Annotated in this window: 13 protein-coding genes; 10 read left to right on the top strand and 3 right to left on the bottom strand. The window is 62.8% G+C overall.

Annotated features, from left to right (window positions below; genetic code table 11):
* The first annotated feature begins 92 nt into the window (after positions 1 to 92).
* Genes SPICUR_RS04465 through SPICUR_RS04455 form a run of 3 tightly spaced genes read left to right on the top strand, consistent with a single transcriptional unit; the run spans position 93 to position 3,157 of the window.
* A complete protein-coding gene (locus SPICUR_RS04465) occupies positions 93 to 1,397 on the top strand; it encodes a DUF3422 family protein (protein ID WP_023366486.1) in 1,305 nt (434 codons plus the stop codon).
* Complete coding sequence (locus SPICUR_RS04460) at positions 1,381 to 2,115, top strand: TVP38/TMEM64 family protein (protein WP_023366484.1); 735 nt, start codon at positions 1,381 to 1,383, stop codon at positions 2,113 to 2,115. Before SPICUR_RS04465 ends, SPICUR_RS04460 begins: the two co-directional genes overlap by 17 nt.
* A gap of 22 nt (positions 2,116 to 2,137) precedes the next feature.
* Positions 2,138 to 3,157: a class I fructose-bisphosphate aldolase gene (locus SPICUR_RS04455; RefSeq protein WP_023366482.1), complete on the top strand. Its 1,020-nt coding sequence runs from the start codon at positions 2,138 to 2,140 to the stop codon at positions 3,155 to 3,157.
* Positions 3,158 to 3,198: 41 nt separating this feature from the next.
* Here SPICUR_RS04455 and SPICUR_RS04450 read toward each other — a convergent pair whose 3' ends face one another.
* Both SPICUR_RS04450 and SPICUR_RS04445 read right to left on the bottom strand, forming a co-directional pair.
* A complete protein-coding gene (locus SPICUR_RS04450; RefSeq protein WP_418064543.1) occupies positions 3,199 to 4,545 on the bottom strand; it encodes a DegQ family serine endoprotease in 1,347 nt (448 codons plus the stop codon).
* A gap of 68 nt (positions 4,546 to 4,613) precedes the next feature.
* Complete coding sequence (locus SPICUR_RS04445; RefSeq protein WP_023366478.1) at positions 4,614 to 6,200, bottom strand: peptide chain release factor 3; 1,587 nt, start codon at positions 6,198 to 6,200, stop codon at positions 4,614 to 4,616.
* A 78-nt stretch (positions 6,201 to 6,278) separates the two neighbouring features.
* On the opposite strand from SPICUR_RS04445, the gene SPICUR_RS04440 reads away from it, so the two are divergent.
* The 4 genes from SPICUR_RS04440 to fabB all read left to right on the top strand — a co-directional run bounded on the left by SPICUR_RS04440 (position 6,279) and on the right by fabB (position 10,465).
* Entirely contained in the window at positions 6,279 to 6,734 is a 456-nt protein-coding gene (locus tag SPICUR_RS04440) for a YcgN family cysteine cluster protein (protein ID WP_023366476.1), read from the top strand.
* A complete protein-coding gene (gene dxs / locus SPICUR_RS04435; protein WP_023366474.1) occupies positions 6,725 to 8,614 on the top strand; it encodes a 1-deoxy-D-xylulose-5-phosphate synthase in 1,890 nt (629 codons plus the stop codon). Before SPICUR_RS04440 ends, dxs begins: the two co-directional genes overlap by 10 nt.
* Positions 8,615 to 8,704: 90 nt before the next feature.
* Positions 8,705 to 9,223, top strand: a complete 519-nt coding sequence (fabA, locus tag SPICUR_RS04430) for a bifunctional 3-hydroxydecanoyl-ACP dehydratase/trans-2-decenoyl-ACP isomerase (RefSeq protein ID WP_023366472.1) — start codon at positions 8,705 to 8,707, stop codon at positions 9,221 to 9,223.
* Between the two features lie 12 nt (positions 9,224 to 9,235).
* The gene (gene fabB / locus SPICUR_RS04425; RefSeq protein ID WP_041381672.1) at positions 9,236 to 10,465 is read left to right on the top strand and encodes a beta-ketoacyl-ACP synthase I; all 1,230 of its coding nucleotides are present in this window, start codon (positions 9,236 to 9,238) and stop codon (positions 10,463 to 10,465) included.
* Here the strand turns inward: fabB and prpR are convergent.
* The gene (gene prpR, locus SPICUR_RS04420) at positions 10,460 to 12,388 is read right to left on the bottom strand and encodes a propionate catabolism operon regulatory protein PrpR (protein WP_023366468.1); all 1,929 of its coding nucleotides are present in this window, start codon (positions 12,386 to 12,388) and stop codon (positions 10,460 to 10,462) included. The two genes, fabB and prpR, sit on opposite strands and share 6 nt — an antisense overlap.
* A 220-nt stretch (positions 12,389 to 12,608) precedes the next feature.
* Between prpR and prpB the strand changes: the two genes are divergently transcribed.
* The 3 genes from prpB to SPICUR_RS04405 are packed head-to-tail and all read left to right on the top strand — an operon-like array spanning position 12,609 to position 16,103.
* Positions 12,609 to 13,502, top strand: coding sequence for a methylisocitrate lyase (gene prpB, locus SPICUR_RS04415; RefSeq protein WP_041381669.1), 894 nt, complete (start codon positions 12,609 to 12,611; stop codon positions 13,500 to 13,502).
* Positions 13,499 to 14,650, top strand: coding sequence for a bifunctional 2-methylcitrate synthase/citrate synthase (prpC, locus tag SPICUR_RS04410; RefSeq protein ID WP_023366464.1), 1,152 nt, complete (start codon positions 13,499 to 13,501; stop codon positions 14,648 to 14,650). The genes prpB and prpC overlap by 4 nt, the downstream gene beginning before the upstream one ends.
* Positions 14,651 to 14,675: 25 nt before the next feature.
* Positions 14,676 to 16,103 carry a bifunctional 2-methylcitrate dehydratase/aconitate hydratase gene (locus tag SPICUR_RS04405; RefSeq protein WP_023366462.1) on the top strand — a complete coding sequence of 476 codons (1,428 nt, stop codon included), beginning with the start codon at positions 14,676 to 14,678 and terminating at the stop codon, positions 16,101 to 16,103.
* Positions 16,104 to 16,118: the final 15 nt, after the last annotated feature.

Below are 16,118 nucleotides of genomic sequence, written 5' to 3'. Positions count from 1 at the left end.
AAGGATACGTCGCGCGTCGGGGCCGACGCTACTTGCTTGCGAATCCGCTCGGCGCTAGCGTGCGCCCACCTGCGAAAAAGGCCGCCATCCCCATGGTCAGTAAAACCGGCATCACCACCCACACGCTCCGGGAAACACTGCTCAGGGAGGCGCATGCGCGCCCCTTTGAGAGCCTCTCGACACCGCTACGCGTCTCGCATCTGGTCATGCATACCGGCACCAGCGGGCGCAGCGCCGAGGTCGCGCACATGGCCTCGCTCTGTGAGCGCCTGCAGATTGACCCGCCTGACGCCGAGGCCGGTCACTTCACGCTCGAGGCACGGGGTTTCCGGCTACGCTGGGAGCGTCATACCGAATTCTCCACTTACACGGTTTTTGTTGATGGTGCTGAGCCGGCTCCGTTCGACGACCCGGCGATCAGCAGTCTGCCCAGCCAGTGGCTGCCCGGCCTGCCCGGCGAACTGCTCGCCGCCATGCATGTGACACTGGCGGACGCGGCGAGCGTTGATACCGATATCGACTCGCTCGGTCAGTACTTCCAGCCGGATAGCCTTGCCGGCAGTGACTGCAGTGGCGGTGCGGCCTCGGTATGGACCGACTTTATGGCCGACAGCGATGGATTCCTGCGTTTTCTGGTGGTCGATAAGAGCCTCAATGCCATGCAGGCCGGGCGACTGGTCCAGCGTCTGCTCGAGCTCGAGACCTACCGGTTCATGGCCCTGCTCGGATTCCCGCTGGCCCGCCAGCTCTCCAGTGATATCACCGAGATGGAAACGCAGCTCGGGACACTCATGGATGAGCTCTCAACCGTCTCGGATCTATCGGATGAGCGCGAGCTGCTGACTTCATTGTCGGATCTATCGGCCCGCGTCGAGCGACTGATGGCGCGCACCAATTTCCGTTTCAGTGCCACCGAGGCCTACGGAACACTGGTGAGGCGACGGCTACGTGTGCTCCGTGAGCAACGCATTGAGGGCGTCAGCACGCTTGATGAGTTCATGGAGCGGCGCCTGGCGCCGGCCCTCGATACCTGTGTCTACATCGGCGATCGACTGGAGCGCATCTCCAAGCGCGTCAGTCGCGGCGCGAACCTGCTGCGTACCCGGGTGGACGTGGCGCTGGAGGCACAGAATGGGGATCTCCTCGATTCCATGAACCGCCGCGCTCGGCTGCAGTTGCGACTGCAGGAGACGGTCGAGGGCCTCTCAGTGGTCATCCTGAGTTACTACACCGTCTCGCTGATCGCCTACGCCTTCGATGGTCTCGATCGCGGCGGGATCGTTCCCAACGGCGATATCGCCACCGCATTGAGTATCCCCGTGGTCATTGCCAGCGTTGCCATCGGCATCCGTCGGGTCCGAGGCCGCATCCTACGCGACGATGCCGACAGAGTCTGAGTGGCGGGCGGCGATCCGTCGGCGCTGGCCACTGCTCTGGCGGGCGCTGGTCGCGGTCACGCTCATTATCGGTATGGGCACGCTCTGGGAGCTCTATAACCTCAACGCCTATACCGAGCTTGACCGGCTGCTGGTCCTCGGCGCCCGTCTGCGTGCCGAACCCTGGGCGGTACCGGCCATCATCCTGCTCTATATCGGCGCGGGTATCGCGTTCGTTCCCCTCACCGTGATGGTGGTGGCGACCATACTCATCTATGGGCCGCTGGGCGGGTTCGGACTGGCCAGCGCCGGCACACTGGCCGCAGCCCTTTTCAGTTATCTACTCGGCCACCTGCTTGGCGCGGAGCCAATGCACCGTCTCGGCGGGCGGACACTCAAACGCCTGAATGCCCAGGCGGGTCGGCACGGCACCATGATCGTCATCGCCCTGCGGGTGCTGCCGGTTGCGCATTTCCACGCGGTGAGCCTGATCGCCGGCGCGTCTTCCATCGGCTTCTGGCCGTATGTGAACGGGACACTGATCGGCACCGTCCCGGGCATCGCGGCGATCGCCGCAGTCGGTAACCAGACCAAGCGCCTGCTGCTCGATCCCGACATCACTGGATTGATCGTGCTCGCGGGAATCGGCGCGTTTACACTGCTCATGTTCGCGATCATGCGTCGCTGGATGCGGCGTTATGCGAACATGGATAACGATCATGACCCCTTAAATAAATGACCAGCGAAGGAGGATTGAGACCATGGACCGAATCGGACAGATGCAACAGACCATTGAACGTCTGACCCGCCCCGGCCGCGGCATTCTTGCCGCCGATGAAAGCTATCCCACCATCACCAAGCGACTGTCCGACTTCGGCATCGAGTCCACCGAGGAGACCCGACGCTTCTATCGCGGTCTCCTGGCGACAACGCCGGGGATCGGCGAGTCCATCGGCGGTGTCATCTTCTTCGAAGAGACCCTCGGCCAGCGCACCGATGACGGGATGGCGATCCCGGCGGCCTGTGAGGCACAAGATATCGTGCCGGGTATCAAGGTCGACAAGGGCACCGTTGAGCTCGCCGGCAGCAGCGGTGAGAAGGTCACCCAGGGTCTCGACAACCTCGGCGACCGGCTCGATGGTTATCTCGAGCAGGGAGCGTTATTCACCAAGTGGCGTAACCTCTATGCCGTCACCGAAACGCTGCCAAGCCGCCAGGCCCTTGACGCCAATGCCGAGGTACTCGCGCGCTACGCCGCCATCGCCCAGTCGCGGGGCATGGTCCCCATCGTCGAACCTGAGGTACTGATGGACGGCGATCATGACCTCGAGCGCTGTGCAGCAGTGACCGAAGCCGCACAGGTCGCCCTTTTCGACGCCCTGCGCCGGCATAACGTAGCGCTCGAATACATCGTCCTCAAACCCAACATGGTGTTGCCCGGCAAGCGCCATGCCCGGCCCAGCGCAGCGGTCTGCGCGGAGGCGACACTGGGCGTTCTTCGCCGGACGGTGCCGGCAGCGGTGCCGAGCATCAATTTCCTCTCCGGTGGCCAGACCAGTGAGGAGGCGACCGCCAACCTCAATGCGATCAATCAGGCTGAGGGCGCCAAGCCATGGGTACTCAGTTTCTCATTCAGTCGGGCGCTGCAGAATCCGGTGCAGGCCGCCTGGTCCGGTGACAACGCGAACAAGCAGGCCGCGCAGCAGGCGTTCATACACCGGGCGAGGATGAACTCGCTGGCCCGGGCGGGTCGCTACGACCCGTCGATGGAAACGGCCTAGGATGGATCGCCCGACCGGCCAGTACCGGTCGGGCGATCCGCTCAGCGAACCAGCACAAAGAATGCGCCATTATCGCGACGGATGTTGAGCAGCAGCCGCTCGGTGTCTTCCGTGCGGGCACGGAAATCCTCCATCGACTCGACGGTCTGGCGGTTCACGGAAGTGATGACATCGCCCGACTGAAGATACTCAGCGGCCCGGCTGCCCTGTGACACATCAGTCACAAGCACGCCTTCGACTTTGCCAAAAAGCGGGGAGCGCTCATCAAGCTCGCTGAAAGTGGCGCCCGCGAGCGCCGGATGCAGCGCATCGGCATCCACCTGACCCACCGCTGGATCGGCAACCGTCGCCGTGGCGGTCTGCGACTCACCGTTGCGGACAAACGTGATATCCACCTCGTCACCGATCTTGAGCAGGCCGATGGCGTTGGCCATGGCACTGGCATCGGCAATAGCGGTGCCATTGACGGCAGTGACGATGTCGCCGGCCTCGAGTCCAGCCTCCGCCGCGGGCGAATTCGGTGTGACCTGCGCGATCAATGCGCCATCATTGCGCTCGATATCGAAGGCCTCGGCTATCTCTGCGGTCAGATCCTGCACGCGCACGCCCAGAACGCCCCGCTGCACCTCGCCATATTCGATGATCTGGTCCATGACCTGGCGGGCCATATTCATGGGCACCGCAAATCCGATCCCGATGTTGCCGCCACTGCGCGAGAGGATCGCGGTATTGATACCCACCAGTTCGCCATTGAGATTGACCAGGGCACCGCCGGAGTTACCCGGGTTGATTGAGGCATCGGTCTGGATAAAGCTCTGCAGGCGGGCGCCATTGTTACCCGGAAGTGTGCGGTCGAGGCCGCTGACAACGCCGGTGGTCACGGTATGATCGAGCCCGAAGGGATTACCGATCGCCATGGTGTAGTCACCGACGCGCAATTCGTCGGAGTCGGCCAGCGGCAGTGCCGTGAGCGTATCGGAATCGACCTGTAGCACCGCAATATCGGTCTCCGGGTCGGAGCCGACGATCTCAGCGGATATTTCACGACCGTCATTGAAGGCGACGGTGATCTCATCGGCCTGGGCAATGACATGATGGTTGGTCAGGACATAGCCCGCCTCGGCATCGACAACGACTCCGGAGCCCAGCGACTGCACCTCACGCTGGCGCGGCTCGTCGGGCACATCGAAAAAGCGCCGGAAAAACGGGTCGTTGAGCAATGGATTTGATTCCGTTTCGACGGTACCCGAGGTCGCGATGTTGACCACCGCCGGCGAGACACGCTGGACGAGTGGTGCGAGCGTCGGTACATCGCCGTTTTCATCAACGATCTGCGCGGGAGCGGCGAGCGGCAGCGCCAACAGGCAGAAAGCGAGTATCGATCGAATCATTCCAGGTCTCCAGTCTGCGAGTCGTAAGGCAGACATGGCGACGCGGCGGCCGCTTTTTCAAGGGCTTAGTGCTCACGGGTGGCACGGAACTCAATGTCCGGCCAGCGCTCCTCGGTGAGTTGCAGATTGACTCGCGACGGGGCGATATAGGCAAGCGCGCCGGAGACATCTTCGGCGAGGTGCTCTTGCTGACGCTCCTCAAAGCGGGCCAGCTGGCGCGGGTCGTCGCTGTATACCCATCGCGCCGTTGAGACGTTCACCGGTTCGAACTGGCAGTCGACGCCATACTCGGTACGCAATCGGTGGGCGACGACGTCGAACTGGAGCGCGCCGACCGCACCCACGATCAGGTCATTACTCACCCGCGGCCGGAACAACTGCGACGCGCCCTCCTCGCAGAGCTCAACCAGCCCTTTCTGCAGCGCTTTCATGCGCATCGGATCCTTGAGCACGGCGCGGCGGAAGAGCTCCGGGGCGAAATTGGGGATCCCCGCGAATTTAAGCGACTCGCCCTGACTGAAGGTATCGCCGATGCGGATCGTGCCGTGGTTATGCAGACCGATGATGTCACCGGGATACGCGGTTTCTACATGCTCCCGGTCGGAGGCGAGGAAGGTGATCGCATTGGCGATCTTCACATCCTTGCCAATCCGCGCGTGGTGGATTTTCATGCCGCGCTCGAAGGCCCCGGAGCAGACCCGCATAAAGGCGATCCGATCCCGGTGATTGGGATCCATGTTCGCCTGGATCTTGAACACGAACCCGGTCAGTGCTTTTTCCTGCGGGACGACCTCGCGACCCTCCGCCTCCCGTGGCTGCGGCGGCGGCGCATGCTCGACAAACCGGTTGAGAAGCTCCTCAAGCCCGAAGTTGTTCACCGCAGAGCCAAAGAAGACGGGCGTCAGCTCGCCGGCCAGATACGCCTGTTGATCGAATGTATTCCCCGCCTCGCGGACCAGCTCGACCTCGTCACGTAATTCCTGCGCCTGATCGCCCAGGACTTCATCGAGTCGCGGATTGTCGATCCCATCGATGGTTTCACCGGCCTGGATACGCCCCGCGTGGTGGGAGCCAAACAGATGCACCCGATCATCGAGCAGGTTGAACACGCCCTGGAAGCGCTTTCCCATACCGATTGGCCAGGTCACCGGCGCGCAGCGGATGTGCAGGATGCGCTCGACCTCGTCCATCAGATCCATCGGGTCACGACCCTCGCGATCGAGCTTGTTCATGAACGTCATGATCGGTGTGGTGCGAAGCCGACATACCTCCATGAGCTTGATCGTGCGATCCTCAACGCCCTTGGCCGCATCGATGACCATCAGCGCCGAGTCGACGGCGGTTAGCGTGCGGTAGGTGTCTTCGGAAAAGTCGGCGTGACCGGGCGTGTCGAGCAGATTGACCATACAGTCGTGATACTCGAACTGCATCACCGAGGAGGTCACGGAAATACCGCGCTCTTTTTCCATCTCCATCCAGTCGGAGGTGGCATGGCGATCGGACTTCCGCCCTTTCACCGTGCCCGCAAGCTGGATCGCACCGCCAAACAGGAGCAGTTTCTCTGTCACTGTTGTCTTGCCGGCGTCGGGATGGGAGATGATGGCGAATGTGCGGCGACGGGCCGCCTGGGTAGCGATAGTGTGGTCCGACATGCGATTACGACTGAAAGGCTGCAAAAGCGCTCGATTATACAGGATGTGAGTACGGTGAATGGGCGGTATGATAGGGATATGATGTTTGATGATCGTCCGTTTTGGCAGCGCAAGCGCCTCGCCGACCTCTCCTGGCCGGAGTGGGAAGCACTCTGCGACGGCTGCGGCCAGTGCTGCCGCCACAAACTTGAGGACGCCGACAGCGGCGAGGTTTTCCCGACCCGCATCGGCTGCCAGCTGCTGGATACCGAGTCCTGTCAGTGCAGCGATTACAACAATCGGCATGCGAGCGTCCCCGACTGCATCCAGCTGACGGTCGAGAAGGTCGCCCAGTACCACTGGCTTCCGCACAGCTGTGCGTATCGCCGCCTCTATGAGGGAACATCCCTCGAGTGGTGGCATCCGCTCGTCTCGGGAGATCCAGACACCGTCCATCAAGCGGGGATCTCGGTGCGGGGTCAGCTGGTCAACGAAAGGACACTCGGGCCCGATGAGGCGCTCGAGGATTACGTGGAGGAGACGTCATGGACATGAGTGCCTACCCGCTTCTGGAGGGCATCGACGAGCCGGCCCACCTGCGTGAGCTGCCGCAGAGTCAGCTGCCCCGACTGACCGAACAGCTCCGCGATTTTCTGCTCAACAGTGTGGCGCGCTCGGGCGGTCATCTGGCGGCGGGACTGGGCTCGGTGGAGCTCACCGTCGCGCTGCACTACGTGCTTGAAACGCCATTCGACCGGCTGGTCTGGGATGTCGGTCATCAGTGCTATCCGCACAAGATCCTCACCGGCCGGCGCCAGGAGATCAGCCGTGTCCGTAAGATCGACGGACCGGCAGGCTTTCCGGTCCGTGACGAAAGCCCCTACGACACGTTCGGTGTCGGCCACTCGAGCACCTCGATCAGTGCCGCCCTCGGGATGGCGCTCGCCAGCCGCAACCGCAACGAAGGCCGCAGGACCTGTGCGGTGATCGGCGATGGCGGATTAACGGCGGGCGAGGCGTTCGAGGCCCTCAATCACGCCGGTGATGTGCGCCCGGATCTACTGGTGGTGCTCAACGACAACGAGATGTCCATCTCGGAAAACGTCGGGGCGCTCAACAAGACGTTCGCCCGACTGCTCGCCGGTGGCGTCTACGGCAATGTCCGCGCCGAGGCCAAGCAGATGCTCGAATACATGCCCGGCCCCATGCGCGAGTTCGCCAAACTCGCCGAGGAGCACGTCAAGGGCATGCTCGTCCCGGGCACCTTCTTCGAAGAGCTGGGCTTTCAGTACTTTGGCCCCGTGGATGGCCACGATGTCGACGAGCTGGTCACTGTGCTCGAGCGCCTGCGTGAAATGGACGGGCCGCGCATCCTTCACTGCGTGACCCGTAAAGGAAAGGGTTATGCCAAGGCCGAAGCCAATCCAATCGCCTATCATGGCGTGAAGGCATTCGACCCGGCCGCGGGGATCAAGGCGGCCAGCGGCACGGCGCCACTCACCTACACCGATGTCTTCAGTCAGTGGCTCTGCGATATGGCCGAGCGCGAGCCCAGGCTCTGGGGGATCACGCCGGCCATGCGTGAGGGATCCGGGCTGGTGGCGTTCGCGGAACGCTTTCCGGATCGCTACCTCGACACCGCCATTGCCGAACAACATGCGGTGACCCTGGCCGGCGGACTCGCCTGCGAGGGCGAAAAGCCAGTCCTGGCGATTTACTCGACCTTCCTGCAGCGCGGCTACGATCAACTCATCCATGATATCGCCCTGCAGAACCTGCCTGTGGTGTTTGCCCTCGACCGCGCGGGTCTGGTGGGTGCCGATGGCGCGACACACCATGGCATGTTCGATTTCAGCTACATGCGCTGCCTGCCCAACCTGACCGTCATGGCGCCGGCAGACGAGCGCGAATGCCGGCAGATGCTGTCGACGGCGCTGGCGGTGGATGGACCGGCCTCGGTGCGATATCCGCGTGGCCGGGGTCCGGGTGTCGTGCCCGACACATCGCTCGAGACCCTGCCGGTCGGCCGGGCCGAGATCCGCCGCCGTGGCCAGGGTGTTGCCCTTCTCGCCTTCGGGACGATGCTGGCGGCGGCGGAGACGATCGGCGATGAGATTGACGCCACGGTAGTCAACATGCGCTTTGTCAAACCCATTGACGAGGATTGCATTTCTGAGATGGCACAGGCTCACGACACGATCATCACCCTCGAGGAGAATATGATCGCGGGCGGTGCCGGTTCCGCGGTTGTCGAGACACTAGCGGCGCAGCATCAACAGCCGGCGATCCTGCAGATTGGACTCGCCGATCGTTTTGTCGATCACGGTGAGCGTGACGAACAGCTCGAGCTGGTTGGGCTCGACACCGATGGTGTCCGTCGGCGGATCAATGAATGGCTGGGACGAACGGTTGCGAGTCCGGTCACCAGTGAGTAGTGTCGCTCGGTCGAACAAGCCCTTCCCTCAATGCCGCCGCGCTTCGACATGCCAGGGCCATGTCACCGAAGCGCTGGCCTGCGGATATTCATGAATCAGCAATCCAGTTACACCTATGACGAACTCATCGCCTGCGGCCATGGCGAGCTTTTCGGGCCGGGCAATCCCCAGTTGCCCGTGCCGAATATGCTCATGTTCGATGCGATCACCCATATCGACGATCACACCGGTGAGCATGAAAAGGGTCGCGTTGAGGCCGAACTCGCCGTTCAACCCGATCTATGGTTCTTTGGCTGCCATTTCCCCGGGGACCCGGTCATGCCTGGCTGCCTGGGACTGGATGCACTCTGGCAGCTGCTGGGTTTCTACCTGGGCTGGACCGGCGGCGAAGGAAAGGGACGCGCGCTGGGGTGCGGCGAGGTGAAATTCACCGGCCAGATCCTGCCGGATAATGCCCTCGTCCACTACCGGCTCGACGTCAAGCGCGTGATCCGTCGGCGGCTCAACATGGGGATCGCCGATGGGTTCGTCACCGTGGATGGCAACGAAATCTATCGGGCCATGGACCTGCGGGTCGGTCTGTTTCAGAATCCACAGAGCAATCTCTAAGGGAGTCGACACGTGCGGCGAGTGGTAGTCACTGGCATGGGCATCGTTTCCTGCCTCGGCAACGATACGGCCTCAGTCACCGACGCCCTGCGCAACGGGCGCTCGGGTATCCGCTTCAACGACGAGTATGCCGAGCGTGGCCTGCGCAGCCAGATCTCGGGTCGGCCGGACATCGATCTCGAGGCGGCGGTCCCCCGGCGCGCCCGTCGTTTCATGGGGGATGCCGCGGCCTATGCCTACGTAGCGATGCAACAGGCGATCGATCAGGCGGAACTGCCGCCGGCGGTGGTCTCCGATCCACGAACGGGCTTGATCGCAGGCTCTGGCGGCGCATCGACTGAAAACGTGGTGCGCTCCGCAGACATCCTGCGAGAGCGCGGCGTACGCAGGATCGGCGCCTTCGCGGTGCCGAAGGTCATGGGCAGCACGGTCTCGGCCTGCCTTGCCACCCCCTTCGCGATCAAGGGCATCAACTACAGCATCTCCTCAGCCTGCGCGACCAGTGCGCACTGCATTGGCGCCGCCATGGAGCAGATCCAGCTCGGTAAGCAGGATGTCATGTTCGCCGGTGGTGGCGAGGAAGAGCACTGGAGCCTGACCATGCTCTTTGATGCCATGGGGGCGCTTTCCACCGGCTATAACCAGACCCCGGAGCGGGCCTCGAGACCGTTCGACCAGGATCGTGACGGATTCATCATCGCCGGCGGTGGCGGCATGATGGTGCTTGAGTCACTCGAGCACGCCGAGGCTCGCGGCGCGACCATCCTCGCCGAACTCGTCGGTTATGCCGCCACTTCCGATGGCTATGACATGGTGGCGCCCTCCGGTGAGGGAGCGCAGCGTTGTCTTACACAGACGCTGGAGATGGCCGGCGTTGATGCCGACCATCCGGTGGACTACGTGAATGCCCACGGCACCAGCACCCCGGCCGGTGACATCACTGAGCTACGGGCGCTCGAGTCGGTCTTCGGTGAGGCCCGTCCCCCCGTGAGTTCCACCAAGTCCATGACCGGTCACTCCCTCGGAGCGGCTGGCGTGCAGGAGGCGATTTACTCACTGCTGATGATGCAGGAGAGATTCATCGCCGGCACGCTCAATGTCGATCACCTCGATCCGGCCGCCGGCGACTATCCGATCGTCACTGAGACACGGGCCGAGCCAGCGCTCGACCTGGTGGTCAGCAACAGCTTCGGATTCGGTGGCACCAACGCCACGCTCGCCTTCCGTCGTCACGACTCATGATCGCCGGGACAGCCGACGCGACAGCGTGCTTCGGCTGATCCCCAGCCGTCGGCTGGCGGCGGTCTGGTTGCCGCCGCACTGATCGAGCACCCGTCGGATACGGGCCATCTCGGCGGTCTGATCTGGTGGGTCGGTTGTATATGACGCCTGATCGGCCCCTTTCTCGAAAAGCTCCGGGACGAGTCGATGCAGGCGGTCGCCGTCCATCGCCCCCCGTTCGAACTCGCCGGCAAAGATCGCCAGCCGTTCAATGACATTCTCCAGCTCGCGGATGTTGCCGGGCCAGTGGTAGGCAAGAAAACCGGGCATGATCTGTTCACGGATCGCCCCGGCGCAGTGGCCTGCCCCCTGACGCTCGAGCGCCCTCGCCAGAACGGTGTCCGCGAGATCATGGATGTCCTCGATGCGGGCACGCAGCGGCGGCACCTCCAGGCGCAGAATATTGATCCGGTAGTAGAGATCCTGCCGGAATGTTCCATCACCAACGGCGGCGGCAAGATCGCGGTGCGTGGCGGCGATCACCCGCACGTCCACCGGCGTCGGCTGAGTCGCGCCCAGGCGGATCACCTCGTGCTCCTGGAGCACGCGCAGTAACCGGGTCTGCAGGGTCAGCGACATCTCTCCGATCTCGTCGAGGAAGATCGTGCCGGTATGCGCCGATTCGAAGAGCCCCGGTTTGCCGCCCCGGCGTGATCCCGTGAATGCGCCCTCCTCGAAGCCGAACAGCTCGCTCTCGAGCAGCGACTCGGGAAATGCCCCGCAGTTCAGCGCCACAAAGGCATGCCCGCGGCGGTTGCTGGCGTTATGGATGCCCTGCGCGAGCAGCTCCTTGCCGGTCCCGCTCTCGCCAAGGATCAGGACCGTGGTGTCCGTCGCCGCGTACTTCGCGGCAAGCGCGCGGGCATCACGGATGGGACGCGATCCGCCGATGATCTGATCGAGCTCATAGCGCGCGGCAAACTGACGGGGTTTGTTGGTCGAGCGCAGACTGCGATCCACGCGCTGGATAGTGGCCGAATCCTGCAGGGTCATGACCGCACCGGTCTGAACACCCTGCTCTCGGATCGGGATGCGATTGGTCACCAGCGTGCGGCTGCCAATCCGCTGCACACCGCCCAGCTCCGTGGCGCCACTGGCAAGCGTATCGCGCAGACCCAGCTGAGTGGCGATCTGACTCAGCCGCCGGCCCTCGACGCGGTCCGCAGCGATGCCGAGCAGGCGTTCCATGGCCGGATTGAACGACTGCACCCGCTCTTCCATATCCACCGCGACCACGCCTTCATCGAGTTGCTGGAGGATTGTATCGAGCCGCTCCCGCCGCGCCGCCTCGATACGACCGATCCGACTGATCTCGATCGCACTGTCGAGCGCCTGCTCGACGGAGCCGCGGGAGTAGAGGAATACTCCGGTCACTCCCGCCTGTTCCGCCAGATCGGTAACCAGCCCTGGACCGATGATCGCCCGGACGCCGCGGGCGGCGAGATCACTCACCCGGCGCTGCGCATCCGCCGCGCTCTCATAGGCGAAATGCTCCACTTCCAGACCAAAATGCTGCTGGAACTCAAGCAGCTCCGGATGCGTGGTGCCATGGGTAATGATCCCGATCCGCCGGGACTGCCGCCGAGCGGTCGCCAGCGCTTTCAAAACGTCGAAACCGGTCAGCGTCACAAGAATGACGGGAAGTGCGAGATGGCGTCGCAGGAACGCACCGTTGGAACCGGCAGCGACCACGGCATCCACGCCCTGCGCCCGTTCATAGTCGCGGATCGCGGCTAGCGCATCATCAAAGCCCCGATCGACGATGTGAACATCGGCATCAGCGGCATAGCTCGGGACAATGGCCCGGAAGACCTCTTTAAGCCGGCTGAAGCCAACCGCGAGGATAATCGGCCGCTGCTGACCTCTGCTTGACGGATCCGGCATCCCGCCTCCCTGAGCGTTGGCCCGACGTGTTTCAAGTAGTGTTTCAATGTAAGCCACACCAAACGTACATGAAACAGCCGGCGCTGATGCGAGTGTCGAGGAAAATCGAGCGCTCCGTTTCATATCAGCGCCTTACGCCCTTCATGCGATCATTTTCGGGCGACTGGCACGTCGCTTGCAGTCAACGGGGTAGACACCGTGGTTAACGAGGAGAGACGCCATGCACACCCCACCCGATTCCCCCGGGAAGCGATTCCGGGCGGCCATCGAGGCCGAACAACCCCTGCAGGTAATGGGCGCGATCAATGCCTATCATGCCGTGATGGCCACCGAGGTCGGCTATAACGCGCTCTATGTCTCCGGCGGAGGCGTCGCCGCCGGTTCAATGGGCCTGCCGGATCTGGGCATCACCACGCTTGATGACGTCGTGACCGACGTCAATCGGATCACCGATGCCGTCGATACACCGGTTCTGGTCGATGCTGATACCGGATTTGGTGGCGCCTTCAACATTGCCCGTACGGTGCGCTCACTGACCAAGGCCAGGGCCGCCGCCTGTCATATCGAGGATCAGGTCCAGACCAAGCGCTGCGGTCACCGACCGGGTAAGGCAATTGTCTCCAAACAGGAGATGGTTGACCGAATCAAGGCCGCTGTCGACGCACGGACCGATCCCGAGTTCGTGATCATGGCAAGAACCGATGCACTCGCGGTGGAGGGGCTGCAGGCCGCTGTCGATCGCGCTGGCGCTTACATCGAGGCCGGCGCCGATATGCTGTTCCCGGAAGCCATCACCGAGCTTGAGATGTATCGCGCTTTCACACAGGCGGTGGAGGTCCCCGTGCTCGCCAATATCACCGAGTTCGGCGCCACGCCCCTATTCGATCGCGAATCACTGGGCAGCGCCGGTGTTGGCATGGTGCTCTATCCGCTCTCGGCATTCCGGGCGATGAATGCCGCCGCCCTGAGCGTCTACCGAACCGTACGGGCCGAGGGCAGCCAGGCCAGCGTCGTCGATCAAATGCAGACGCGCGCCGAGCTCTATGATTTTCTCGACTATCACGCCTATGAAGACAAGCTCGATGAACTGTTCAGCACGGAGACCCCAAAATGAGTGAACAGACCCCAACACCCAGGCCCAAGAAGTCGGTCGCCCTGTCTGGCGTCACCGCTGGTAACACAGCACTGTGCACCGTTGGCCTCACCGGCAATGATCTGCACTACCGCGGCTATGACATTCTCGATCTGGCCGAGGGGTGCGATTTCGAGGAGACCGCACACCTGCTGGTCCACGGTCGGCTGCCGACTACCAATGAACTGCGCCGCTATAAGGCCGAACTCAAGCGCCTGCGTGGTCTGCCCGATCCCGTCAAAAAAGCACTCGAGCAGCTACCCGCGTCAGCCCATCCGATGGATGTCATGCGAACCGGCGTCTCACTGCTCGGCTGCACACTGCCCGAGAAAGATGACCACAACGAGGCCGGTGCCCGCGGCATCGCGGATCGACTGCTGGCCTCGCTCGGCTCGATGCTCCTGTACTGGTATCACTTCAGCCACAACGGCCGGCGGATCGAGGTCGAGACTGGGGATGAGTCCATTGGCGCGCACTTCCTGCATCTACTCCACGGAGAGGCGCCATCAAAAGACTGGGAACGCGCCATGCACACCGCGCTCACGCTCTATGCCGAGCATGAGTTCAACGCCTCTACCTTCAGCGCGCGGGTCATTGCCGGCACCGGATCGGACATGTACTCGGCAGTGACCGGGGCTATCGGTGCCCTGCGCGGCCCCAAGCACGGCGGCGCCAATGAAGCCGCCTTCGCGATCCAGCAGCGCTACGGTGGCGCCGATGAGGCGGAAACCGATATCCGCGAGCGGATCGGGAACAAAGAGGTCGTCATCGGCTTCGGTCATCCGGTCTATACCATCAGTGATCCGCGCAACGAGGTGATCAAGCGGGTCGCCCGTGAGCTCGCCGACAATAATGGCAATACCCGCATGTTCCAGATTGCCGAGCGGATCGAGTCGGTCATGTGGGATTCGAAGAAGATGTTCCCTAACCTCGACTGGTTCTCGGCCGTCGCATTCAACGCGATGGACATCCCAACCGCTCTTTTCACGCCCCTGTTCGTGATCTCGAGGACCTCCGGCTGGGCCGCGCATATCATCGAGCAGCGCCAGGACAACAAGATCATCCGCCCCAGCGCCAACTACATCGGCCCCGACAACCTGACATTCGTGCCGCTCCATGAGCGCGACTGATCAACGAGCAAGAGGAGCACCGCTCATGAGCAATACCGACCAGGTCCTGATCGACATCGTCGACTATGTCCGGGACTATCCCATTGATCGCGCCATTGCGCTCGAAACCGCCCGCAATTGCCTGATCGACACGCTGGGGTGTGGCCTTGAGGCACTGGAGTATCCGGCCTGCACGAAGCTGCTCGGTCCGGTGATCCAGGGCACGACCGTGCCCAACGGCACCAAGGTGCCGGGCACGCAGTTCCAGCTTGATCCGGTTCAGGGCGCCTTCAACATCGGCGCTATGATCCGTTGGCTCGATTTCAACGACACCTGGCTTGCCGCGGAATGGGGCCATCCCTCCGACAACCTCGGCGGCATCCTCGCCGCGGCAGACTGGCTGTCACGAACGGCCGTTGCCGAAGGCCGCTCGCCCCTGACCATGCGCGAGGTATTGATCGGCATGGTGAAGGCCCACGAGATTCAGGGTGTGATCGCATTGGATAACTCGTTCAATCGGGTCGGGCTGGATCATGTGGTGCTGGTGAAAGTCGCGACCACCGCAGTGGTTGCCGAGATGCTCGGTCTGTCCCGCGACGAGATCATCAATGCGGTATCGCTCGCCTGGGTGGATGGCCAGTCATTGCGCACCTACCGTCACTATCCCAATGCCGGCAGTCGTAAGTCCTGGGCGGCCGGCGACGCCACCGCCCGGGGTGTACGGCTGGCGCTGATGGCGAAGACCGGTGAGATGGGGTATCCAACCGTCCTGACCGCGCCAACCTGGGGCTTCTACGATGTGCTCTTCAATGGCGAGGCGTTCAGCTTCCAGCGGCCCTATGGCAGCTATGTGATGGAGAACGTCCTGTTCAAGATCAGCTACCCGGCGGAATTCCATTCCCAGACAGCGGTGGAAGCGGCGGTGACGCTGCACCGTCGGCTCGCCGAGGCCGGTCGGTCATCGGACGACATCAGGCACATCAACATCCGCACCCATGAGGCCTGCATCCGCATCATCGACAAACAGGGTCCGCTCAACAATCCCGCCGACCGGGATCACTGCGTACAGTATATGGTCGCCGTGCCGCTGATCTTCGGGCGTCTCACGGCGCGGGACTACGAAGACAGTGCCGCCGCCGATCCGCGCATCGATGCCCTGCGCGAGAAGATTGTCTGTGTCGAGGATCCGGCGTTCACCGCCGACTATCACGACCCGCAGAAACGCTCCATTCCCAACGCGCTGACCATCGAACTCAACGACGGCACGGTGCTCGACGAGGAAATCGTGGAGTACCCGATCGGCCACAAGCGCCGGCGCGAAGAAGGCATCCCGCTGTTGGAGGACAAATTCCGGACCAACCTCGCGCGTCGCTTCCCGCCACGGCAGCAGCGCGCCATCCTTGATGTCTCACTCGAGCAGGCGAGACTCGAGGCAATGCCGGTCAATGAGTACGTCGACCTCTATGTGATCTGATCGGAACAAAAAAAT

It is taken from the genome of Spiribacter curvatus (assembly GCF_000485905.1).
In the GTDB taxonomy this organism is placed as follows: domain Bacteria; phylum Pseudomonadota; class Gammaproteobacteria; order Nitrococcales; family Nitrococcaceae; genus Spiribacter; species Spiribacter curvatus.
The sequence above is the reverse complement of the archived record's forward strand: the minus strand, read 5'-3'. Positions and strand labels throughout refer to the sequence as shown.

Coding starts and splice junctions, on each gene's coding strand:
- SPICUR_RS04465 (WP_023366486.1), top strand. CDS start 93: ATGGTCAGTAAAACCGGCATCACCACCCACACGCTCCGGGAAACACTG.
- SPICUR_RS04460 (WP_023366484.1), top strand. CDS start 1,381: ATGCCGACAGAGTCTGAGTGGCGGGCGGCGATCCGTCGGCGCTGGCCA.
- SPICUR_RS04455 (WP_023366482.1), top strand. CDS start 2,138: ATGGACCGAATCGGACAGATGCAACAGACCATTGAACGTCTGACCCGC.
- SPICUR_RS04445 (WP_023366478.1), bottom strand. CDS start 6,200: ATGTCGGACCACACTATCGCTACCCAGGCGGCCCGTCGCCGCACATTC.
- SPICUR_RS04440 (WP_023366476.1), top strand. CDS start 6,279: ATGATGTTTGATGATCGTCCGTTTTGGCAGCGCAAGCGCCTCGCCGAC.
- dxs (WP_023366474.1), top strand. CDS start 6,725: ATGGACATGAGTGCCTACCCGCTTCTGGAGGGCATCGACGAGCCGGCC.
- fabA (WP_023366472.1), top strand. CDS start 8,705: ATGAATCAGCAATCCAGTTACACCTATGACGAACTCATCGCCTGCGGC.
- prpR (WP_023366468.1), bottom strand. CDS start 12,388: ATGCCGGATCCGTCAAGCAGAGGTCAGCAGCGGCCGATTATCCTCGCG.
- prpB (WP_041381669.1), top strand. CDS start 12,609: ATGCACACCCCACCCGATTCCCCCGGGAAGCGATTCCGGGCGGCCATC.
- prpC (WP_023366464.1), top strand. CDS start 13,499: ATGAGTGAACAGACCCCAACACCCAGGCCCAAGAAGTCGGTCGCCCTG.
- SPICUR_RS04405 (WP_023366462.1), top strand. CDS start 14,676: ATGAGCAATACCGACCAGGTCCTGATCGACATCGTCGACTATGTCCGG.